This is a genomic window from Pelagibius marinus (genome assembly GCF_014925385.1).
GTDB classification, from domain to species: Bacteria; Pseudomonadota; Alphaproteobacteria; order Kiloniellales; family Kiloniellaceae; genus Pelagibius; species Pelagibius marinus.
This window is the reverse complement of sequence record NZ_JACSDK010000008.1, coordinates 109,373-129,637: the sequence shown is the minus strand read 5'-3', so window position 1 is coordinate 129,637 and position 20,265 is coordinate 109,373. Positions and strand designations below refer to the sequence as shown.

General features: G+C 67.1%; 20 protein-coding genes. 10 read left to right on the top strand and 10 right to left on the bottom strand.

Going from position 1 to position 20,265, the window contains the following annotated elements; genetic code table 11:
- Positions 1 to 13: 13 nt before the first annotated feature.
- The gene (locus H7X47_RS09190) at positions 14 to 1,117 is read right to left on the bottom strand and encodes an enolase C-terminal domain-like protein (protein WP_193368363.1); all 1,104 of its coding nucleotides are present in this window, start codon (positions 1,115 to 1,117) and stop codon (positions 14 to 16) included.
- A 326-nt stretch (positions 1,118 to 1,443) separates the two neighbouring features.
- Between H7X47_RS09190 and H7X47_RS09185 the strand changes: the two genes are divergently transcribed.
- The 4 genes from H7X47_RS09185 to H7X47_RS09170 all read left to right on the top strand — a co-directional run bounded on the left by H7X47_RS09185 (position 1,444) and on the right by H7X47_RS09170 (position 3,155).
- Entirely contained in the window at positions 1,444 to 1,821 is a 378-nt protein-coding gene (locus H7X47_RS09185; RefSeq protein ID WP_193368362.1) for an NADH:ubiquinone oxidoreductase subunit NDUFA12, read from the top strand.
- 45 nt (positions 1,822 to 1,866) lie between these two features.
- On the top strand, positions 1,867 to 2,355 hold the full coding sequence (gene mlaD, locus H7X47_RS09180) for an outer membrane lipid asymmetry maintenance protein MlaD (protein ID WP_193368361.1): 489 nt from the start codon (positions 1,867 to 1,869) through the stop codon (positions 2,353 to 2,355).
- Between the two features lie 114 nt (positions 2,356 to 2,469).
- The gene (locus H7X47_RS09175) at positions 2,470 to 2,730 is read left to right on the top strand and encodes a hypothetical protein (protein WP_193368360.1); all 261 of its coding nucleotides are present in this window, start codon (positions 2,470 to 2,472) and stop codon (positions 2,728 to 2,730) included.
- A gap of 11 nt (positions 2,731 to 2,741) precedes the next feature.
- Positions 2,742 to 3,155 (top strand): DUF2155 domain-containing protein, encoded by a 414-nt coding sequence (locus H7X47_RS09170; RefSeq protein ID WP_227010334.1) that lies wholly within the window; start codon positions 2,742 to 2,744, stop codon positions 3,153 to 3,155.
- Here H7X47_RS09170 and aat read toward each other — a convergent pair.
- From aat to H7X47_RS09140, 6 genes are all read right to left on the bottom strand, one after another.
- Positions 3,089 to 3,739 carry a leucyl/phenylalanyl-tRNA--protein transferase gene (gene aat / locus H7X47_RS09165; protein ID WP_193368359.1) on the bottom strand — a complete coding sequence of 217 codons (651 nt, stop codon included), beginning with the start codon at positions 3,737 to 3,739 and terminating at the stop codon, positions 3,089 to 3,091. The genes H7X47_RS09170 and aat overlap by 67 nt on opposite strands.
- 45 nt (positions 3,740 to 3,784) lie before the next feature.
- Positions 3,785 to 5,128, bottom strand: a complete 1,344-nt coding sequence (accC, locus tag H7X47_RS09160) for an acetyl-CoA carboxylase biotin carboxylase subunit (protein WP_193368358.1) — start codon at positions 5,126 to 5,128, stop codon at positions 3,785 to 3,787.
- Between the two features lie 15 nt (positions 5,129 to 5,143).
- On the bottom strand, positions 5,144 to 5,599 hold the full coding sequence (gene accB / locus H7X47_RS09155; protein WP_193368357.1) for an acetyl-CoA carboxylase biotin carboxyl carrier protein: 456 nt from the start codon (positions 5,597 to 5,599) through the stop codon (positions 5,144 to 5,146).
- A complete protein-coding gene (aroQ, locus tag H7X47_RS09150; protein WP_193368356.1) occupies positions 5,599 to 6,057 on the bottom strand; it encodes a type II 3-dehydroquinate dehydratase in 459 nt (152 codons plus the stop codon). The genes accB and aroQ overlap by 1 nt, the downstream gene beginning before the upstream one ends.
- Positions 6,058 to 6,152: 95 nt before the next feature.
- Entirely contained in the window at positions 6,153 to 6,941 is a 789-nt protein-coding gene (locus tag H7X47_RS09145; protein WP_193368355.1) for a DsbA family protein, read from the bottom strand.
- A 138-nt stretch (positions 6,942 to 7,079) separates the two neighbouring features.
- Positions 7,080 to 8,393, bottom strand: coding sequence for a M48 family metalloprotease (locus H7X47_RS09140; protein ID WP_227010333.1), 1,314 nt, complete (start codon positions 8,391 to 8,393; stop codon positions 7,080 to 7,082).
- 148 nt (positions 8,394 to 8,541) lie between these two features.
- Between H7X47_RS09140 and H7X47_RS09135 the strand changes: the two genes are divergently transcribed.
- Positions 8,542 to 10,089 (top strand): gamma-glutamyltransferase, encoded by a 1,548-nt coding sequence (locus H7X47_RS09135; RefSeq protein WP_193368353.1) that lies wholly within the window; start codon positions 8,542 to 8,544, stop codon positions 10,087 to 10,089.
- 40 nt (positions 10,090 to 10,129) lie between these two features.
- Complete coding sequence (locus tag H7X47_RS09130; RefSeq protein WP_193368352.1) at positions 10,130 to 11,281, top strand: pyridoxal phosphate-dependent aminotransferase; 1,152 nt, start codon at positions 10,130 to 10,132, stop codon at positions 11,279 to 11,281.
- Between the two features lie 135 nt (positions 11,282 to 11,416).
- Here the strand turns inward: H7X47_RS09130 and H7X47_RS09125 are convergent, their stop codons facing one another.
- A complete protein-coding gene (locus H7X47_RS09125; protein ID WP_193368351.1) occupies positions 11,417 to 12,298 on the bottom strand; it encodes a LysR family transcriptional regulator in 882 nt (293 codons plus the stop codon).
- A 149-nt stretch (positions 12,299 to 12,447) separates the two neighbouring features.
- On the opposite strand from H7X47_RS09125, the gene H7X47_RS09120 reads away from it, so the two are divergent.
- Positions 12,448 to 12,870, top strand: a complete 423-nt coding sequence (locus H7X47_RS09120) for a GFA family protein (protein ID WP_193368350.1) — start codon at positions 12,448 to 12,450, stop codon at positions 12,868 to 12,870.
- A gap of 30 nt (positions 12,871 to 12,900) precedes the next feature.
- The gene (locus H7X47_RS26520) at positions 12,901 to 13,095 is read left to right on the top strand and encodes a DUF1059 domain-containing protein (protein ID WP_193368349.1); all 195 of its coding nucleotides are present in this window, start codon (positions 12,901 to 12,903) and stop codon (positions 13,093 to 13,095) included.
- Positions 13,096 to 13,304: 209 nt separating this feature from the next.
- On the opposite strand, the gene H7X47_RS09110 is transcribed toward H7X47_RS26520, so the two are convergent.
- Positions 13,305 to 14,186 (bottom strand): DMT family transporter, encoded by an 882-nt coding sequence (locus tag H7X47_RS09110; protein WP_193368348.1) that lies wholly within the window; start codon positions 14,184 to 14,186, stop codon positions 13,305 to 13,307.
- Positions 14,187 to 14,372: 186 nt separating this feature from the next.
- Here H7X47_RS09110 and H7X47_RS09105 point away from each other — a divergent pair, with 186 nt between their 5' ends.
- Positions 14,373 to 15,299, top strand: coding sequence for a transcriptional regulator GcvA (locus tag H7X47_RS09105; protein WP_193368510.1), 927 nt, complete (start codon positions 14,373 to 14,375; stop codon positions 15,297 to 15,299).
- 90 nt (positions 15,300 to 15,389) lie between these two features.
- Here H7X47_RS09105 and H7X47_RS09100 read toward each other — a convergent pair whose 3' ends face one another.
- Positions 15,390 to 18,272 carry an Rne/Rng family ribonuclease gene (locus H7X47_RS09100; RefSeq protein WP_193368347.1) on the bottom strand — a complete coding sequence of 961 codons (2,883 nt, stop codon included), beginning with the start codon at positions 18,270 to 18,272 and terminating at the stop codon, positions 15,390 to 15,392.
- Between the two features lie 736 nt (positions 18,273 to 19,008).
- Here H7X47_RS09100 and H7X47_RS09095 point away from each other — a divergent pair.
- Positions 19,009 to 20,235 carry an N-acetylmuramoyl-L-alanine amidase gene (locus tag H7X47_RS09095; protein WP_227010332.1) on the top strand — a complete coding sequence of 409 codons (1,227 nt, stop codon included), beginning with the start codon at positions 19,009 to 19,011 and terminating at the stop codon, positions 20,233 to 20,235.
- The last annotated feature ends 30 nt before the right edge of the window (positions 20,236 to 20,265 follow it).

Sequence of the window (20,265 nt, the reverse complement as noted above, 5' to 3'; positions counted from 1 at the left end):
TCTCGAAGCGCCCTCACAGATCGACCACGTGGGCGGCCACGGCTTCCTCGTTCCATTCCAGTCCGACACCGGGCACGTCGCCGGGCACATGAAACAGGCCGTCGCGGATAGCGAAGGGCCGCTGCAGGATGGGGTCGGCCCAGTCCTGCCACTCCAGCCAATGCGCGGTCTCGGTGACGCGCATCACGTGGGCGGCGACTTCCGGATAGAGGTGGGTCGACATGGGAATCCCCGCGGCCCCGGCTATGGCCGCCGCGCGCTGCCAGCCGGTGACGCCGCCGATGCGCATGAAGTCCGGCATCACCAGGTCGCAGGCCTTCATCTGCAGCGCCTTGTGCAGGTCGCGCGGGCCGTAGAAGTTCTCGCCGATCTGCAGCGGCGTGCGCAGTTCGGCGGCGAGCTGGGCGAAGCCGTCGAAATTGTCGTAGACGATGGGCTCCTCGATCCAGGCCAGGCCCAGGTCGTCGATCTGGTGACAGCGCTCCAGCGCATCGGCAAGGTCGAGGCCCTGGTTGAAGTCGACCATCAGCTTCACGTCTTCACCGACGGCCCGCCGTACCGCCTCGATAGCGGCGATGTCGTCGCGCGGCCGGTCGCGGCCGAGGCGCAGCTTCAAGGCGTCGAAGCCGCCTTCGGCGCAGAGCTCGACGGCTTCGGGGCCCAGCGATGCCGGGGCCTGCAGCCACAGCCCGTTGCTGTTGTAGGCGCGCACCGGGCCGGCGCTGCCGCCCAGGAAGACGCAGAGCGGCATGCCCGCGGCCTTGGCCAGGGCGTCCCAGACCGCCATGTCGAGGCCGGAAACGGCGATCATGGAAAGGCCCTCGTAGCCCACGAAATGCAGGGACTTGCGCGCCGCGTCGAAAAGCTCGAAAGGGGCGAGCGGCCGCCCCTTCAACTGCCCGGCCAAGTCCTCCAGGGCCGGGATGAGGTAGCGCATCGCCTTGACCGCGTAGGGCTCCAGGTAGCTGCGCCCGGTGATGCCCTCTTCGGTCTCGAGGTCGATGAGGATGAGGGGCCAGTCGGTGATGGTGGCGATCCGCGCGACGATCGGGCGCTCCAGCTTCAGCACCACCGGGCGCGCCCGCAGGCCCTTCAGGGTCAGGCTCTCGAACTGCATCTCCGTCTTCCCCTCCTGCGGCCCTTCCCCCAAGGCGGGGTCGGCGTGGGCGATATTAAGCTGGCGGTCGCCGCTTGTCTGCCGGCGGTGGTGCCGGAAGTAGCGCCGGCCGTCGTGCCGGAGCGTTCTTTGGTTGTTAAAAAGTAAGAATTTTCAAATAGTTATGGGCGTCCGGCGGGGCCCTGGCGGAGCCTTTTTGCGGACCTCCCGAAGGCTGGACTGATCGCCCCTGGGGTGCCATAGTCTGGCCGCTGCCGGGGGCGAAGGGGTCCGTCCGGCGAGTCGGCGTTCAGGTATTCTTTTCAGTCAAGAGGTACGTCTCGGGCATGGGGACCACCATCGGCACAAGGCTCTTCACTTGGTTGCGCGGCGAACTGGTTGGCAGCGACCAGCAGGGCAACCGCTACTACCGCGCCAAGGGCGGGGGCCGTACGCACAAGGATTCGCTGCGCAAGGAGCAGCGCTGGGTGATCTATAACGGCGAGGTCGAGGCGAGCCGCGTGCCCCCCGACTGGCATGCCTGGCTGCACCACACCACCAGCGAGGTCCCGCCGGAAGGCGGCGTGGCGCGCCGGCCCTGGCAGAAGGACCACGAGCCGAACCTGACGGGCACGGCCCAGGCCTATCGTCCGCCGGGGCATACCCTGAAGGGCGGCAAGCGCGACCGCGCCACCGGCGACTACGAACCCTGGACTCCCAACTGAGTCCCGCGGCGTCTTGCTCTGATCTTCCTGCTTAGGACCTGATTGATGCGCAGAAACATGATCGAGACGGTGATGGGCGGGGTCGTCCTGCTGGTGGCCGTTGCCTTCGTCGTCTTCGCCTTCCGCAGCACTTCCATCGGCGACAATGCCGGCGACGGCTATCAGGTGCTGGTCTCCTTCGACGACGCTTCCGGTCTGACCGTCGGCACCGACGTGCGCATGGCCGGGGTGAAGATCGGCACGGTCGTCGATCAGCGCCTGAATACCGACACCTACTTCGCCGAGGTCCTGATCAGCGTCAACAACGCCATCCGCCTGCCGAGCGACACCTCGGCGCGGATCATTCCCGATGGCCTGCTGGGCGGCAACTACGTGGCCCTGGAGCCGGGCGGCGCCGAGGACTTCATCGCCGACGGCGGCCAGATCCAGTACGCCCAGGGCTCGATCAACGTGGTTGATCTGCTGGGCCGCTTTATCTTCAGCGCCGCCGACGTGGCCGCCGAGGGCGCTTCGGACGGCGACACCCCGCAATAGGCCGGATTCCCGCCCCGGCCTCCGCGGTGCCGGAGGCCGCTGGACCGCCAAGGTTGCGTCGTCCAGGGGGAGCCCTTAAATCTTTGGCAGTGAATTTCTGCTGAGGTCCTTCGCGTGTCCGCACCTACCGTCAAGAAGTTCGAGATTCCGGTCTGGCTGCAGCCCGACGGCGCGCCGCTTTCCTGCCGCGAAAAGATCAAGATTCTGAACGAGAATCTGGAGGAAATTCGCGAGATGGCCCAGGACGCCCTGGAGGACGGAATTCTGATGGGCTGCGACGAAGCCCAGCTGCGCGAGGTGCTGCTGGCCCTGGTCGACTCGCTGGAGAACCCCTACGGCGACCGCAAGGGCGCCAAGAAGGCCAAAGAGAGTTAAGGATTTTACCCTTGAGGTTTGTCTCCCGGGCCCTGGCCCTTTCCTTTCTGACCGCTGTCCTGCCGATAATTGGGCCGGCGCCGGCTGAGGCCATCCCCGGCGATATCGCCGTGCTGCAGGGCCTCGACAAGATCACCGCGCGGATCTCCACCTTCGAGGCGCCGCTGAACGAGCCAGTGCGCTTCGGCTCCCTGCAGATCATCGCCCGCGCCTGTGACAAGAAGCCGCCGGAGGAGCCGCCGGAGAGCACCGCTTTCCTGGAGATCGTCGACATCCGCCCGGACTCGCCGGCGGTGGAGCTCTTCACCGGCTGGATGTTCGCCTCCAGCCCCGCCATCTCGGCGGTGGAGCACCCGGTCTATGACGTCTGGGTGGTCGACTGCAAGAAGGCTTCCAGCTCCGAATCCGAAACCGCCCCCGAATAGAATTCCGCCTGGGCCGAGACCGCCTTGGTGAGCAGCCGGCGGTAGTCCTCGCGCGGGATCTCCTCGGCGCCGAAGCGGCTGAGGTGCGGCGTCGTGAACTGGGTGTCCAGCAGCTGGAAGCCGCCCTTCTTCAGACGCAGCACGAGCTGCACCAGGGCCACCTTGCTGGCGTCGGTGGCGCGGCTGAACATGGACTCGCCGAAGAAAGCGGCCCCCAGGGAGACGCCGTAGAGGCCGCCCACCAGCTCACCGTCCTGCCAGCATTCCACGGAGTGGGCGAAGCCCATCTCGAAGAGGTCGTTGTACAGCTTTTCGATCACCGGGTTGATCCAGGTGTCGGGGCGGTTCTCCGCCGGCTCGGCGCAGCCCTGGATGACGTCCTCGAAGGCGGAGTTGCAGCGCACCTCAAAGAGGCCGCGGCGGATTTTGGCGCGCAGCTTGCGCGGCACGTGCAGGCCGTCGAGCGGCAGGATGCCCCGCATGTCCGGGTCGATCCAATGCAGCTCCGGGTCAACACGGCTCTCGGCCATGGGGAAGATCCCAATGGCATAGGCGCGGAGCAGGAGGTCGGGCGTCAACTGCATGACGCCGAATCATATAGGCTAAGAACCCGTTTCGGCTAGATTCCGCTACGCCTTCCCGGCGACAAATTTTTCCAGCCAGTGGATGTCGTAGTCGCCGTTGATGAAGTCCTGTGCCCCGATCAACCGTTGGTGCAGAGGAATCGAGGTGTCGACGCCGACGATGACGAACTCCTCCAGTGCGCGGCGCAGGCGCATCAGGCACTCGTTGCGTGTCTGGCCGTGGACGATCAGCTTGGCGATCAGGCTGTCGTAGGTCGGCGGGATGCGGTAGCCGGCATAGAGCCCGGAATCGACGCGCACCCCCAGGCCGCCCGGCGCGTGATAGTCGGTGACGAGGCCGGGGGAGGGCATGAAGGTTTCCGGGTTCTCGGCGTTGATCCGGCACTCGATGGCGTGGCCGGAGAATTTGATGTCCTTCTGCTCCAGGTCCAGCGGCAGGCCGGCGGCGACGCGGATCTGCTCGCGCACCAGGTCGATGCCGGTGATGGCCTCGGAGATCGGGTGCTCCACCTGCAGGCGGGTGTTCATCTCGATGAAGAAGAACTCACCGTCCTCGTAGAGAAACTCGACGGTGCCGGCGCTGCGGTAGCCCAGCTTCTTCATGGCCGTGGTGACGCGCTCGCCGATGGCCTCGCGCTCGGCGGCGTTGAGCGCCGGGGAAAGGGCTTCTTCCAGCAGCTTCTGGTGCCGCCGCTGCAGGGAGCAGTCGCGCTCGCCCAGATGGATCGCGCCGCCCTGGCCGTCGGCCAGCAGCTGCACCTCAATGTGGCGCGGCTCGCCGAGGTAACGCTCCATGTAGACTTCGTCGTTGCCGAAGGCCACCTTGGCCTCCGAGCGGGCGAGGCGGTAGGCGTCCTCCACCTCGCCGGCGTTCTGGGCCACCTTCATGCCGCGCCCGCCGCCGCCGGCCGCCGCCTTGATCAGCACCGGGTAGCCGATCTCGTCGGCCGTCTGGCGGGCCGCCTCGGCGGAGGTGAGGCCGCCCTCGGATCCCGGCACCACCGGAATTCCCAGGTCGGCGGCGGTTTTTTTGGCCACCACCTTGTCGCCCATCATCGAGATGTGCTCGGGCGAGGGGCCGATGAAGACCATGCCGTGCTCTTCGACCATGGCGGCGAAGTCGGCATTCTCCGACAGGAAACCGACGCCGGGATGGATGGCGTCGGCGCCGGTGATGGTGGCCGCGGAAAGAATGGCCGGGATGTTGAGGTAGCTGTCCCTGCTGGGCGCGGGGCCGATGCAGACCGATTCGTCAGCCAGGCGCACATGCATCGCATCGGCATCGGCCGTCGAGTGCACGGCCACCGTCTGGATGCCCATCTCGCGGCAAGCGCGGTGGATCCGCAAAGCGATCTCGCCGCGATTGGCGATGAGGATCTTGTCGAACATCGCGGGGTAATGGACCTATTCGATCACCAGCAGCGGCTCGCCGTACTCCACGGGCTGGCCGTCGCTGATCATGATCTGCTTGATCGTGCCGGCACGCGGCGAGGCCAGCGGGTTCATCACCTTCATGGCCTCGATGATCAGCAGCGTCTGGCCCTCGGTAACCGAATCGCCGACCTTCACGAAGGGCGGTGTGCCCGGCTCGCTGGCGACATAGACGGTGCCGACCATAGGCGCCGTGATCGCGCCGGCGGGGATGGCCTCCGGTCCGCCCGCGGGGGCGGCGGGGACGGCCGGTGAGCAGGGCGCGGGCGCCGCTGCGGCAGCCGGGGCGGCCACAGTGGTCACGCCGGCGTTCTTGGCGACCCGGATGCGGTGGTTGTTGACCTCGTACTCAATCTCATTGAGCCCGGTTTCCTGAAGCAGATCCGCCAGCTTGCGGACCAGCTCCTCGTTGACTTCGAACTTGGCCATCACGTCTCTTGCTGTGCGTTCAGGCGCCGCGCCAGGGCGTCGAGGGCGAAGAGGTATCCCTGCGAACCCAGGCCGGCAAGCACGGCGTCCGCCACCTTCGCCACATAGGACTGGTGCCGAAAGGTCTCGCGCCGGTGAATATTGGAAAGATGAACCTCGATCAGCGGCAACTCGGCCGCCAGCAGGGCGTCCATGATCGCGATCGAAGTGTGCGTATAGGCGCCGGGATTGATGATGATCCCGTCGTGGCTGTCGCGCGCCTCATGAATCCAGTCGATCAGCTGCCCTTCGCTGTTCGATTGGCGGCAATCGACATCCAGGCCCATGCTCTGCCCACGGCTGCGGCAGCTTTGCTCGACGTCGGATAGGGTCTCCCTGCCGTAGACATCGGGTTGGCGTTTGCCGAGCATGTTCAGATTGGGGCCGTTGAGGATAAGAATCTTCGGCGCTTTGGCCACTTGCGCGTTCCCCTTGATCAAGACCGACAAGCGTTAGCATAGCCGGGCCGGATGTGGCAACGCAGCTGTTTGAACCGGCCGGCGTGCCGCGGGCCTCAGCTTTGCTTGGCGCGGGCCTCGGCGATGACGGCGCGCAGCTGCTCCAGGCTCAACGCGCCGGGCATCAGGGTGTCGCCAACGATGAAGGCCGGCGTGCCGGTGATGCCGATCTTCTCGGCCGTCGCGTTGTTGCGCCGCAGTGCGACCTCGATCGCGGGGTCTTCCATGTCGGCGCGCAGCTGGGCCTCGTCCAGGCCCACCGAGCCGGCGACGGCCATGATCTCGTCCTCGGTAAAGCCGCCGCCGCCTTCCATCAGGGCGAAGTGGAAGGCTTCGTACTTGCCCTGGCGCTCGGCGGCCAGGGCGGCCTTAGCCGCCATGACGGATTCCTGGCTGAGAATGGGGAATTCCTTCATGACCACGCGCAGATTCGGATCCGTTTCCATCAGCTCCGCCATGATGCCGGTCATGCGCTTGCAGTAGGGGCAGCGGTAGTCGAAGAACTCGACCAGGGTGATGTCGCCCTCCGGGTTGCCGATGACCGGCGCGTCGGGGTCGTTGATCAGGGTCTCGGCCTCGGCGATCAGCGCTTCGCGCTGGCGCCGGGCCTCGGCCTCCCGCTGGCGCCGCTCAAAGCTCTGCAGGGACTCGACGAGGACTTCCGGGTGTTCCAGCAGGTATTCGCGCACCAGGGCCTCGATGGCCTCCTTCTGCTGGGCGTCCAGCACCGGCGGGGTCTCCTGGGCCTGGCCCGGCCGTGGCGCCAGTGCCGTTCCCGCGGCCAGCAGCAGCGCTGCACAGCCGAAGAGGAAATGCTTTATTTTCAATGGGTTCTTCCTAGCCATTTCGATGTCCTTGCTGGTCGGGCGGCCGCTGCCGTCCGGAGGCGCGTCCTGCGACAGGGAGTGATAGCGGAAATTGCCGCCCGGGGGCAAATCACAGCCGTGTCACTGCCGGGCGTTCCGGCGGCGGCGGCGCGCCCCTCAGTTGTCCTTTTTCAGCCGGCGCTCCGCCTCGTTCTTCACGTCATGGGCGCGAATCCAGGGGGCCGTGTTTTCCGGCAAGGCGCCTGCGGCGTGCTCGGCGCGGTCGCGCGCTTCGGCGTATTTGCCCCGCGCCAGGGCCGCCTCCGCCAGCGCCAGGGCGGTCATGGCCTGATCGCCCAGGCGGCCGTGCGCAATGGCGGCCAGGCGCCAGGCGGCGGCGTTGTTGGGCTCCTCGGCCAGGGTGATGCCCAGGTTCTCCAGCGCCGCCTGGTCCATTTCCCGGGTATCGAGGGCGATCTGGGCCTTGGCCAGGGCCTGGCGGATCTGCGCCGAGCCTGGCAGGCCCTGGACGGCGGTCTGGTACTCGGGCACCGCCTCGGCGACTCGGCCGTGCTCCAGCAGCATCTGCCCTTTCAGCTCTCGGAAATAGGGGTCGTTCGGCTTTTCCAGCAGCAGGGCGTTGATTTCGGCCAGCGCCTTGTCGATATCGGGCACCCGGTAGTAGGCGATGGCCCGGGCATAGCGCGCCGGCAGGCTGGCGTCGCTGGTCGGGTAGCTGCGCAGCACCTGGTTCAGGGGGTTGAGGAAGCCGATCAGCTTGGCGCGCATCCGGTTGTGCATCCGCACCAGCTCCGGGTCCGGCGCCTTGTTGGCGTAGGGCGATTCGCTCAGCGCCCGGTGCAGGAAATCGATACGGTCCTGGGTCAGGGGGTGGGTGCGCAGATAGGGGTCCTGGTTGCTGGTCAGCAGCACTTCCTGGCCGCTCAGCTTCTCCATGAACTCCATCAGCCCGCGCGGCGACTGCTGGGTCGCCCGCAGCAGGGTGACCGCCGCCTGGTCGGCTGAGTTTTCCTGGGTCCGCGTGTATTGCAGCAGGCCCCGCAGGGCAATGTCCTGCCCGCCGCTCAGCACCGCCGCGCCCAGCCCGCTCTCGCCGGTGGCCAGGGCCGCCCCCAGGCTCAGCAGGTAGGTGGCGATCAGGGCGGCCTGGGTCTGCTCCAGGGCGGCACCGCTGCGGGCCAGATGGCCGCCGGCAATGTGGCCGGTTTCGTGGGCGATCACGCCGATCACCTCGCCGGGGTCCTTGGTCTCTATCAGGAGGCCGGTATTGATGAAGAGATTGAGGCCGCCGGCAACAAAAGCATTGAGTGCGCGGTCGTCTACAAGGTAGAGCCTGATGCCCTGGGGGCTCAGTCCGGCTGCCTGGAACAGTGGCGTGGCATAGACGCGGATGGTATTTTCGATCTCCGCATCACGAATCAGCTGCAGCTGATCGGCCGCCGCCCGCTGCGGCAGCAGAGGGCCGAGCAAGAGTAACAAAACGCAGAACAAAGGAATGGGCGGTTTGCGCAAGGGTCTTATCTCGCCTTTCATCTCCATACCTAAACACGCGATACGCGCTTTTCAACGCAGGGTATCCCCGGCAGGCTTCAAGATAGCAGGTCTTCTGGGCATAACCATGACCGTCTTGAGCGCCTGCGAAGGGGCCCGGGAACCGGGCATTCTGGCGCCGGTCGAGGGTTTTGCCGGCCTGGTCGCGGGCGATGAGCCGCGCGCGGTGACCATCGGGCGCGACGTGATCGGCAACGGCGGCACCGCCGCCGACGCCGCCGTGGCCATGTATTTTGCCATGACCGTGACCCTGCCGTCGCGCGTCGGCCTGGCCGGGGGCGGCGTCTGCATCGCCCACAACAGCGGCCTCGGCTACCAGGAAGGCGAGCCGAGCGTGCAGGTCTTCCAGTTCCTGCCGGACCCTGCCGCCGGCGGGCGCCCGCAGCTCGCCGGCGCGCGTGCCATGGCGGTGATGCACGCCCGTCACGGCGCCCAGCGCTGGCCGCTGCTGCTGGGCCCGGCCGAGCGCCTGGGCCGCGTCGGCTATGGCGTCAGCCGGGCCTTCGCCAGCGACATCGCCGCGGCCGCCGACTTCGTCTCGGCCAATCCGGACCTGCGCGGAGTCTATTCGAACCGCTCGGGTTCCCTGGCCCGCGAAGGCGACGAGATCATGCCCTCGGAGCTGGCCGGGGTGATCTCCGGCCTGCGCCGCCAGGGGGCGGGCTATCTCTACAGCGGCGCCTTCGCCACCCGCCTGGTGGAGGCGGCCAACGGGATCGGCGTGCCGCTGACCGTTCAGCAGCTGCGCGACACGCTGCCCCGGGCCCCCCCGCCCGGGGGGTTCCCCATCGCCGACCGGGCGCCTTATTCCCCCCCGCCCGGGGGGGGCGCCGGTCTGCTGACCGCCCAGATGGTGGCCATGCTGACCGAGGTGGAGAGCTACGGCAGCGCCTCGCCGGCCGACCGCGTCCACCTGCTGGCCGAGGCCGGGCAGCGCGCCTTCGCCGCCCGCAGCGGCTGGCTGGGCAGCGGCACCGACGGCAGCGGCCTGGTCGGGGAGGACGCCGTGGAGCGGCTCATGGCCGGCTACACCTCGCGCCAGCACACGCCCGCCCAGGCAAGCGCCGCCAACGCCCTGCCGGCGGTTTCCAATCCCTTCACCGCCGGTTTCGTGGTGGCCGACCAGTGGAGCTCCGCCGTGGCCTGCAGCTTCACCATGAACGGACTCTTCGGCGCCGGCCGCATGATCCCGGGCACCGGCATCCTGCTGCCCAAGGATCCCACCCTGGGCGCCGACAACCTTGCCGCAGCGATCATCTCCAATCCCTTCAACGGCACGCTCTACTTCGCCGGCACGGCGAGCGGCGGCCTGGCGGCGCCGGCTGCCCTGACGCGGGTCATGCTGGAGAGCCTGAACGACCGCGACGACCTGGAAGCGGCCGTAGCGGCGCCGCGGGTCGTCAACGTCGGGGCGCCGGACGTCACCTACTACGAGCCGAGCCTGGACGCCGGGATCGTCAACGCCCTGAGTCAGCGTGGCCACAGCCTGCAGGTCGAGCCGGGCGTCGGCCTGGCCAACGCCCTGCTGTGCCCGGGCGGCCTGCGCAACGAAACCGACAGCTGCCAGGCGGCCAGCGACCGGCGCGGCCACGGCCTGGCCGTGCGGGTCCAGTAGAGCCCGGGTCGCCGCGGGAAGGAAAAGACGGGAAAGCCTCATGGTCCTGAAGGTCGCCGGACGCGGGCGCGTGCCGCCCTTCATCGTCATGGACGTGATGCGCGCGGCCAACGCGCGTGAGGCCGCCGGCGGCGATGTCCTGCACCTGGAGGTCGGCCAGCCGGGCACCCCGGCGCCCGACGGCGTGCTGGCCGCCGCCCGCGCGGCGCTGGACGGGCACCTGATCGGCTATACCGACGCCATGGGACTGCCCGGCCTGCGCCGCCGGATCGCCCGGCACTACAAGGACTGGTACGGCTGTGAGGTCGACCCCGAGCGCATCATGGTGACGACGGGTTCCTCGGCGGGCTTCCAGGTGGCCTTCCTCGCCGCCTTCGACGCCGGCGACCGCGTCGCCCTGGCGGCGCCGGGCTATCCGGCCTACCGCAACATCCTGACCGCCCTGGGCGTCGAGCCCGTCCTGCTGCCGACCGAGGCCGAGCACCGCTTCCAGCCGACGCCGGAACTGCTGGAGCGCCTGCCGTCCCCGCCCGACGGCCTGATCGTCGCCTCGCCCTCCAACCCGGCGGGCACCATGGTCGGGCGCGCCGAGATGCAGGCCCTGGTCGACTACTGCCGCGCGCAGGGCATCCGCCTGGTCTCCGACGAGATCTACCACGGCATCTGCTTCGATCAGCCGGGCGTCAGCGCGCTGGAGCTGACCGACGAGGCCATCGTCATCAACTCCTTCTCCAAGTACTTCTCCATGACCGGCTGGCGGCTCGGCTGGATGGTGCTGCCGGAAGACCTGCTGCGGCCGGCGGAATGCCTGGGCCAGAACCTCTTTATCTCGGCGCCCTGCCTGTCGCAGATCGCCGGGGAGGCGGCCTTCGACTGCGAGGCGCAGCTAAACGGCTACGTCGCCGCCTATGCGCGCAACCGCACGCTGCTGTTGGAGGAACTGCCCAAGGCCGGGCTCGACCGCCTGGCGCCCGCCGACGGCGCTTTCTACATCTATGCCGATGTCTCGAGCCTGACCAACGACAGCGAGGACTTCTGCAAGCGCATGCTGGCGGAGATCGGCGTGGCGGCGACCCCGGGCATCGATTTCGATCCCGACCGCGGCCGCCGCTTCGTGCGCTTCTCCTTCGCCGGGCGCGAAGCGGTCATGGCCGAAGCGGCGCATCGCCTCAAGGACTGGATCAAGGGCTGAAGCCCGCCGCCTGAATAAGAAGGCCACCTCAGGCGATCGCCCTTCGCTCCGTGCTCAACGACATTTCAGATGAAGCTGGGCCTCGCGCCCGGCGGTCGCCCATGAGCCAGCAACTGAAGGCTTGCCCCCCTGGGCTCAAGCCAGAACGGTCTCCGCTTTGGACATCAGCCAGTCCAGAAACAATCCGACGGTGGGCCGTATCGGCCCAGGGGGTGTTTCGACGTAGTAAATGCCGAAGGCCGGTTCCGAAAACAGTTCCACGACCTTTCCTGCTTCAAGATCTTCTTTGAAGAATGCGCGCGCCGTGTAGGTGATGCCGTCCCCCCGGCGAACAGCATCCATGATAAGGTTTCCTGGCATGTGATTCACGGTCAGCGGCCGCTCGGGCACGATGCCATGATAGGTGAACCACTCACCGACTTCATTGGTGCCCAGTTCCTGCAACCATGGCAGCTCGGCCAGGGCCGCGGGATCGCGCAAGTCACGGCTGCCGACGAGCGAAGGCGTTCCGACGACGATCATATCCGAAACCAAGACGGACCTGACATCCGGCTGCGGGCGGCGACGGTCCCGATAGCGGATCGCCACATCGATGCCGCCCGGTTTCAGTTCCATCAGTTCGGGCGTCGGATTGAGCATCAAGGTGATGCCGGGGTTCTCGTATTGAAATTCCATGATCCTCGGCATCAGCCATTCCACGGCGAAAGCCGGTGACATGGTCACCTGAACGGGACGTTCCGCCGCAACTTCCGACAGGCGCTCGATCCCTCGCGCGATGGTTCCGAAGCCGTTTTCGAGGTCCCGTGCGAGAGCCGCCCCCTCATCGGTCAATTGAATGCGGCGGCCCGTCCGGACGACGAGGGCCGTGCCCAGGCGGCTCTCGAGGGCCTTGACCTGCTGGCTGACCGCGGCGTGCGTTACGTTGAGGCGCTCGGCCGCCAGGGTGTAGCTGCCCGTTTCCGCGAGAACCGAAAACGCGCGGAGGCCGTTGAGCGGAGGGAGCTTAAGCCAGTCCATTTGTAAGTTTTTCTTACACAATAGGAACTTTATTGAGTCGCACGTATGCGAGTTTGGGTCAACAATCGAAGCGTTTCAGCGGGAGTTCCTGCGCGAGGCTCGATGGTATCACGTTACGAAAACTATGATAAAACTGAAAGGCCAGCGGAATGGGCGAGAAAGCCGAAAAGCATGGAGGCGGCTGCTACTGCGGTGCGGTGCGCTATGAAATCGCGGGGCCGCCGGCTTGGTCCGGGCATTGCCACTGCCGCTCGTGCCAGTTGGCGCTCGGCGGCGCCTTCGCCACCTGGGCGAAGGTTCCGGCTGAGGATTTCTCCGTCACGAAGGGAGAAATCAGGTTCTGCGAGAAGACGCCCGGTATCAAAAGAGGCTTCTGTGGCGATTGCGGAACGACCCTGACCTACGCTGCCGAAGGCGAGGTCGAGGGCCAAAACTGGCAGGGCGAGGCGTGGTTTGCCGCCGCGACGCTGGATGATCCGTCAATCGCTTCTCCCGAGGCACACGTCTATGTGTCCCATCAGCAACCCTGGATCAAACTCGCAGACGGACTGCCGACCTTTCACGAGTTCTGAGCCGCATCGGGGCCTTCCAAGGAGGCAACAATGACGACAGCCTATTCTTACGCCTGCAAGGACTGTGAAGGCATGGAGACCTGTCCCGGCAAAGTCGTTGCGGCGACGGAGGACGAGGTTTGGAAGCTCATGGAACTTCACGCGGTGGTCGCTCACGGGGAAGACCCCAGCAGCTGGGATGACCAGACAAGACAATACCTTCGGACCCTGATACAGCCCCACTAGGGAACCGCAGTTCCGGCCCCTTCGGCGCGGGCTCTTCAGCCGCTTCCTCGACCACGGCCGCCTCGACGCTTTCCCCGGCCGCCGCTTCGGAGCCTTCTCCTTCGCCGGGCGCGAAGCGGTCATGGCCGAGGCGGCCGATCGCCTCAAGGGCTGGATCAAGGGCTGACGCCATAGGCTGTCGCCGGAGAGGGAAGCCTGCGCTTTAGCGCTCAAGTCTCGTTTCTAATCGAGAAAAGCACCGCCAGAATCACGACTGCACCGCCAATGAACGTGGCGCTGTCCGGAATCTCGCTGAACAGAAAGAAGGCGATAATCGGCGCCAGCGGGGTTTCCAAGGAACTCAAAAGCGCGGTCTGGCCGGAGGGAATCGGTTTGGCGCCTTCCGCCAGGGTGACAGAGGCAATGGCGAACATCAGCCCGAAAGCGGCAAGGAGAAGGGCCTCCGAGCGGGCAATATCGAAGGGACTACCCAGGAGCGCGGCAAAAGGCAGCAACAAGACGGATTGCAGCACCGCGGGTCCTGGTCCCGGCGTCTCCGGGTACTTCCGATAGATGACCATGATCGCGGCCATGGCGGTGGTCATGCAGAGGGCCAGCAGATCGCCGTTGAGGCTGATTTGGCCGAGCGAGCCCGACACGATGACCGCGACACCCAAGAGTGCGCCGACGCAGCCCGCCATCGTCCGCGCCGATACTCTCTCTCCCATGGCCAGCCACGCGAGCAGCGCTGCGATGAGGGGAGAGACCGCATAGATGAGCGAGACATTGGCGATGGTCGTGAGCTTGAACGCCGGGATGAAGGCCGCGGTCCCCAAGGCGCCGATCACCCCAACCGCCCCTCCGCTGGCACCCATGGCGAAGAAGTTCCGCCGGAACATCCCTCTGTGGACTGTCCAGACCGTCGTAAAGGCACCGGCAAAGAAGCCGCGCCAGAAGATGACCTCCCAGGCGCCGGCTTCGACCCCCTTCGTGAACAAGCCTGCGGTGCTGTAGGTCACCACGGAGATCATGAGAAGGATGTGGCCGGTTACGTAGTCGGACCGGATGTTTCGGGCCAGACCGGGAGCGGGAGGTTCGCAATCGGGGGTCATGAAGTCCTCTCTCGGGATCTGGCCCGACTGCTGGCCGTCTCGCCCATGGACTAGATTTACTTGATCAATAGAGACGGCCACGCCGCGGTGGCAGTGGCTTGATTTGTTGCGAAACTACGCATAGTAGAGACCTTGCGCACTCGAGAAGATCTCGGCCCGTCTTTTAGAAAAACTCAGGTGAAGATCATGGCTCGCCCGCTCCCGCCACTGAATGCCCTCAAGGCTTTCGAATCGGCCGCCCGGCACCTCAGCTTCACCAGGGCGGCGGCCGAGTTGAACGTCACGCCGGCGGCGGTGAGCCATCAGGTGAAGGCGCTTGAGGAGCTGCTTCAGGTGCCCCTGTTCCGTCGCCTGCCCCGGGCGCTGCGTCTGACCGATGCCGGCCAGGCGGCGCTGCCGATGCTCAGCCAGGGCTTCGACAAGCTGGCCCAAGGGGTCGAGCAGATGCATGCCCACAGCGAGAGCGCGGTGCTGACCATCAGTGTCAGCCCTTCGTTCGGCGCCATGTGGCTGGTTCCCCGGCTGGAGCGTTTTCGCAGCCGGCACCCGGAGATCGAGATCCGCATCGACGGTACCGACCGGCGGGTCGACGTGGTCCGCGGCGATGCCGACGTGGCATTGCGCTACGGCCCCGGCGGCTATGAAGGGGTGCGGGTCGACCGGCTGTTCGGGCAGGTCAACACACCGGTCTGCAGCCCGGCGCTGTTGCGCGGCGCGCATCCCTTGCGCCGGCCCGACGACCTGCGCCACCACACCCTGCTGCACGTCGACTGGAAGGACGCCGAGGCGAGCTGGCGTATGTGGCTGCTGGCGGCCGGATTGCACGACATCGACCCAACCCGCGGACCGCACTTCAGCATGGAAAGCATGGCGGTGCAGACCGCGCTCGACGGCCATGGCGTGGCTTTGATCGGCGACCGGCTGGTGGCCGACGACCTTGCCGCCGGACGTCTCGTGCGTCCCTTCGATCCCAGTCTCAGCACGCCGCTCACGTTCTCCTACTATTTGCTGAGCGCGTGTGACGGCGCCGGGGCGCCCAAAGTCGCGGCTTTTCGTGACTGGCTGCTGGAGGAGGTGCGGGCCGCGCCTGCGGAGACCCCTGAGGCCCCTTAGAGGAGGTCGATTTTTCCGCCTCACGAAAAACGGCCCCTTCCGATGTGGAAGGGGCCGTTTCCTTCTCGGCCTCAGGCTGTGGCGGCGGGCTTACACGAAGCGGTTCCACCAGCCGCGGCGCTTGGGCTGATCGTCGTCGTCGCTTTCACTGCGCGGCGGCTCCAGGGTCTCGACCTCCTGGTCGCCCCCGCTCTGCTCGGCCGTGGCGGAGCTCGCGGGCGTCGCCGGTTCGATCACCACCTTGGGATCGGTGGCGCTGATATCCGGCCGTGACACGTTGGCCGCCGCCAGCGCGGGCTCCTCAGCCGCTTCCTCGGCTTCGACTTCCTCGGCGGCGGGCTCCTCAGCGGCAGCTTCCTCCGCCACCGTTTCCTCGGGCAGGCTTTCCTCGGCCGCCGGCTCGGGCTGCGGCTCGGCGGCAGCGATTTCGTCGCCGGCCGCCTCGACGCTTTCCTCGGCCGCTGCTTCGGACTCTTCCCCGGCGTCTTCTTCCGCCGCCTTGGCTGCGCGGCCACGGCCGCGGCCGCCCCGCGTTCCCCGGCCGCCGCGGGTGCCGCGGCGCCGCGACTTCGGCTTGGCTTCCTCTTCGGCCTCGTCGGCCACCTCGGATGCCACGGCCTCGCCGTCCTCCGCCGCTTCCGCTTCGGGAGCCTCGGACTCTTCGGCCTCGGCCTTGCGGGTGCTGCGCCGGCGCCGGCTGCGCGGCTTGGGACTTTCCTCGGCCTCGCCTTCGGCTGCTTCCTCGGTCACGGCCTCGTCGTCCTCGTCGGCCTCGGCGTCGGCCGCCTCAGCGGCTTCCTGCGTCTCGCTCTCGGCCTCGTCGTCGCGGCGGCGCGAGCGGCGACGGCCGCCCCGCTTGCCGCGGCGCTTGCGCTTGCGCGGACGCTCGCCGTCCTGCTCCTCGCCGGCCTCGATCTCGCGGTCCTCGGCGGCCTCGTCCTCTTCGGCCGCGCTCTCGCGCGCCTCCTGAGACTCGGCCTCCTCGTCCTCGTCCTTGCGCCGGCGCGAACGGCGGCGGCGGCCGCGCTTGCGCTCGCCGTCCTCGCTGTCCGCCTCGCGGCGCGAATCCCGGCGCGAGTCGCGGCGCGTCTCACGGCGGTCCTCGGCGGGCGGGGCCTTCCGTTCGACGACGGCACCATCGCGCGCGATGGTGAAGTCGTCGGTGGCCAGGTGATCGTCGGTCTCCACGGAGACCTTGAAGTCGTAGCGTTCCTCGATGGCGACCAGGTGGTCGCGCTTCCTGTTGAGCAGGTAGAGGGCGACCTGGGTCGGTACCGTGACCGTCATCTCGCCGCCGGCTTCGCGGATCCCTTCTTCCTCCAGGCGCCGCAGGACCTGCAGGGCGAGGGATTCCACCGTGCGCACGCGACCGTCACCCTTACAGTGCGGGCAGGTCTCCGTCGAACTTTCGAAGAGGCTGGGGCGCATGCGCTGGCGCGACATCTCCAGCAGCCCGAAGGGCGAGATGCGGCCCAGCTGGATCCGTGCGCGGTCGTGGCGCAGCGCGTCCTTCAGGCGCCGCTCGACCTCGCGGTTGCGCCGCGACTCCTCCATGTCGATGAAGTCGATGACGATGAGGCCGGCCAGGTCGCGCAGGCGCAGCTGCCGCCCGACTTCCTCGGCGGCCTCCAGGTTGGTCTTGAGGGCGGTTTCCTCGATATGCCTTTCGCGCGTGGCGCGGCCGGAGTTCACATCGACGGCGACCAGCGCCTCGGTCTGGTTGAACACCAGATAGCCGCCGGAGCGCAGCTGCACCGTGTTGGAGTGCATGGCGTCGAGCTGGCTTTCCACCTGGTAGCGCTGGAACAGCGGGACGTTGGTGTCCTTGTACTGCTGCACCTTCTTGGCGTGGCTGGGCGTCAGCGACTTCATGAAGTCCTTGGCCGCCTTGTAGCCTTCGTCGCCGTCGACCAGCACCTCATCCGTGTCCCGGCTGTAGAGGTCGCGGATCGCCCGCTTGATCAGGTTGGCTTCCTCGTAGATGAGGGCCGGGGCGGTCGACTCCAGGGTGGACTGTCGGATGTTGTCCCACAGCCGCAGCAGGTATTCGTAGTCGCGGCGGATCTCCACCTTGGTGCGCTGGCTGCCGGCGGTGCGCACGATCACGGCGATGCCCTCGGGAATTTCGAGGTCGGCCAGGATGCCCTTCAGGCGTCGCCGGTCGCTGGCATTGCTGATCTTGCGGCTGATGCCGCCACCCTTGTTGGTGTTGGGCATCAGCACGCAGTAGCGTCCGGGCAGCGACAGGTAGGTGGTCAGGGCGGCGCCCTTGTTGCCGCGCTCCTCCTTGGTCACCTGCACCAGCATCACCTGGCGGCGCTTGATCACTTCCTGGATCTTGTAGCGGCGCAGCAGCTGGGCCCTGCGCCGGGCGGCGTCTTCCAATTCGTCGCCGCCGACGGTGTCGACGCGCTCCTCGGTTTCGACCTGCTCCGGATCCGCAGCGGCCGCGGCTTCGCCGTTCTCGGCATCGTCGCCGTCCTCTTCGCCTTCGGCGGCGTCAAGATCTTCGGCCTGATCCTCGGCGGCCTCGGCGCCTTCCAGCGTCGCGTCCTCGCCGTCCTCCAGGGGGCCGTCCTCCAGGAGGCCGTTCTCCAACGGCTCGCCGCCGGCGTCCTCGGTCTCCTCAAGGTCGGGGACCTCGATCTCCGCATCCTCGGGGGCTTCGTCCGCCGGCTCCGACTTCAGCGCGGCCTCTTCGGCCAGCAGCGCCTCGCGGTCGGCAATGGGAATTCGGTAGTAGTCGGGATGGATTTCACTGAACGGCAGGAAACCGTGGCGGTTGCCCCCATAGTCGACGAAGGCCGCCTGAAGGGAGGGCTCTACCCGCGTAACCTTGGCGAGGTAGATGTTGCCTTTTAACTGCTTCCTGGAACTTGTTTCGTAGTCGAAATCCTCAAGTCGATTGCCAGACTGAACCACCACCCTGGTTTCTTCCGGGTGGCTGGCATCGATAAGCATACGTTTGGCCATAAAGGGAAAACTCCGGAACGCGCAACGCGGGGTCCTCGGGGACAGCCTTTCTGTCTCCCGGCCGCGGCGCGAAAGTCTTGGGAACTCGTTTGGTCGACATTATCGATGTCTTGACCGTCATCGGAACGAGCATGCTCTCATTTCCGAGGTCGTGGACGATGCGGCTTTTCTGTGGAAGCCGCCGCCAGCGCCTCGACGGCCGGGACACACCATCTCAATAAGAGGGGCCAGGCCGTGAATTTGGGGGAGCCACGCTTTCACTGTCGCAAGCGCTATGCTGACGAGAGCGGCCACGCGGCTCGGTTGTCTCGCGATTCCCTGCCCGGATTCGGCATTCCACCCCTGTCGCGTGGGCCTGCTTCTTGCAGACTGCGCGGCCACCTCAACGAGGCGCCGCCGCCACATTGCCACGCCACTTTCCGGGAAAGGCTCGGGGAGGCAAGAGGAATCACAGCCGAAATAATATCAGGCAAGACCATGGTCTACCAGCCAATATTCGGCTCCCGGCGAGGCCGGACGGGGCCCCGGCCCGGGGCCGGTTCCGGCGGACGAAACCCCGATTTTCCGGGCGCGAGGTTGCGCCGTGCCACGGTGACGCCCATTTTGCCCTGTAAATCACTGGGGAAGGCCGCCGATTTCCGCCGCCGGGGGCGCCGGAAGGGCTTGGCCCGCTCCCCAGGGTTCGCGTATATCTGGTAGCGGGCCGTTGACCTTACACAAAATTTGGGAACTCGATTTGAAGATCCGGCTCCTTCTGCTGGCCATAGTCTTCCTGACGGGCGCCGCAGGCGCGCTCGGGATCAAGCCCGCCCTCGCCAAGCCCCAGGTGACCGCTGCGCGCATCGGCGAGAATTCGGAGCGAACCCGTTTCGTCCTTGAGTTGAGTGAGGACCTGCCTTATCGGGTCTTTACGCTGCCGGACCCCTTCCGCGTGGTGCTGGACCTGCCGGAAGTCGACTGGGCGCTGCCCGACGACCGCCAGCCGCGGGTGCGCGGCCTGATCAGCGACCTGCGCTTCGGCCTCTTCGCGCCGGGGACCAGCCGGGTGGTGCTGGACGTGAAGCGGCCGGTGCACCTGCAGAAGGTCTTCGTCATCCCCCCGCGCGACGGCAAGCCGCACCGCCTGGTGATCGACGTCGAGGCGGTCAGCCGCGAGCAGTACTTCGCCGCCCAGGGCTCGGCGACCGGGGAGGCCTCGGTTTCCGACCGGCCCCTGAAGCCGCTGGCCGAGACGGTGCCGCCGCTGCCGCCGGCCAAGCCCGCCGACAGCCGCCCGACGGTCGTCATCGACCCGGGCCACGGCGGGGTCGATCCGGGCGCGGTGGGCGTTTCCGGCTCCTACGAGAAGAACCTGACCCTGGCCTACGGCGAGGCCCTGAAGGCGGCGCTGGAGGCCACCGGGCGCTATCATGTGGTGCTGACCCGCGAACGCGACCTTTTCCTGAAGCTGCGCGAGCGCATCCGCCTGGCCCAGGAGGCCGAGGGCGACCTCTTCATTTCCCTGCACGCCAACGTGCACAGCTCCGGCAAGATCCGCGGGGCCTCGATCTACACCCTCTCCGAGACCGCCTCGGACGAGGAGGCGGCGGCCCTGGCGGCGGCGGAAAACGCCGCCGATGTGCTGGCCGGCGTCAACCTGGGCGACCAGACCGGCGATGTGCGCAACATCCTGATCGACCTGGCCCAGCGCGAAACCATGAACCTTTCCAAGAAGTTCGCTAACGATCTGGTGCGCGAGGTGGGGCGCGAGACCAAGCTCTTGCGCAATACCCACCGCTTCGCGGGCTTCGCGGTGCTGAAGTCGCCGGTGGTGCCCTCGATCCTCTTCGAGATCGGCTATATGTCCAATCGCCAGGAAGAGCGGCTTTTGCGCAGCAAGGCGCATCGGGATAAGATAGTCGCTTCGATTATCCGGGCGATTGACGGCTATTTCGAGAAGCAGAAGGCGGCGAGCCGGAGCTGAGCCGGCCCGGCGGCGGCGCCGAGGACGGCC

What these genes read in the sequence shown, in the direction of transcription:
- H7X47_RS26520 (WP_193368349.1), top strand. Translation starts at nt 12,901, where the DNA reads ATGACGACAGCCTATTCTTACGCCTGCAAGGACTGTGAAGGCATGGAG.
- accC (WP_193368358.1), bottom strand. Translation starts at nt 5,128, where the DNA reads ATGTTCGACAAGATCCTCATCGCCAATCGCGGCGAGATCGCTTTGCGG.
- H7X47_RS09100 (WP_193368347.1), bottom strand. Translation starts at nt 18,272, where the DNA reads ATGGCCAAACGTATGCTTATCGATGCCAGCCACCCGGAAGAAACCAGG.
- H7X47_RS09110 (WP_193368348.1), bottom strand. Translation starts at nt 14,186, where the DNA reads ATGACCCCCGATTGCGAACCTCCCGCTCCCGGTCTGGCCCGAAACATC.
- accB (WP_193368357.1), bottom strand. Translation starts at nt 5,599, where the DNA reads ATGGCCAAGTTCGAAGTCAACGAGGAGCTGGTCCGCAAGCTGGCGGAT.
- H7X47_RS09125 (WP_193368351.1), bottom strand. Translation starts at nt 12,298, where the DNA reads ATGGACTGGCTTAAGCTCCCTCCGCTCAACGGCCTCCGCGCGTTTTCG.
- H7X47_RS09120 (WP_193368350.1), top strand. Translation starts at nt 12,448, where the DNA reads ATGGGCGAGAAAGCCGAAAAGCATGGAGGCGGCTGCTACTGCGGTGCG.
- mlaD (WP_193368361.1), top strand. Translation starts at nt 1,867, where the DNA reads ATGCGCAGAAACATGATCGAGACGGTGATGGGCGGGGTCGTCCTGCTG.
- H7X47_RS09185 (WP_193368362.1), top strand. Translation starts at nt 1,444, where the DNA reads ATGGGGACCACCATCGGCACAAGGCTCTTCACTTGGTTGCGCGGCGAA.
- H7X47_RS09190 (WP_193368363.1), bottom strand. Translation starts at nt 1,117, where the DNA reads ATGCAGTTCGAGAGCCTGACCCTGAAGGGCCTGCGGGCGCGCCCGGTG.
- H7X47_RS09145 (WP_193368355.1), bottom strand. Translation starts at nt 6,941, where the DNA reads ATGGCTAGGAAGAACCCATTGAAAATAAAGCATTTCCTCTTCGGCTGT.
- aat (WP_193368359.1), bottom strand. Translation starts at nt 3,739, where the DNA reads ATGCAGTTGACGCCCGACCTCCTGCTCCGCGCCTATGCCATTGGGATC.
- H7X47_RS09135 (WP_193368353.1), top strand. Translation starts at nt 8,542, where the DNA reads ATGACCGTCTTGAGCGCCTGCGAAGGGGCCCGGGAACCGGGCATTCTG.
- H7X47_RS09105 (WP_193368510.1), top strand. Translation starts at nt 14,373, where the DNA reads ATGGCTCGCCCGCTCCCGCCACTGAATGCCCTCAAGGCTTTCGAATCG.
- H7X47_RS09130 (WP_193368352.1), top strand. Translation starts at nt 10,130, where the DNA reads ATGGTCCTGAAGGTCGCCGGACGCGGGCGCGTGCCGCCCTTCATCGTC.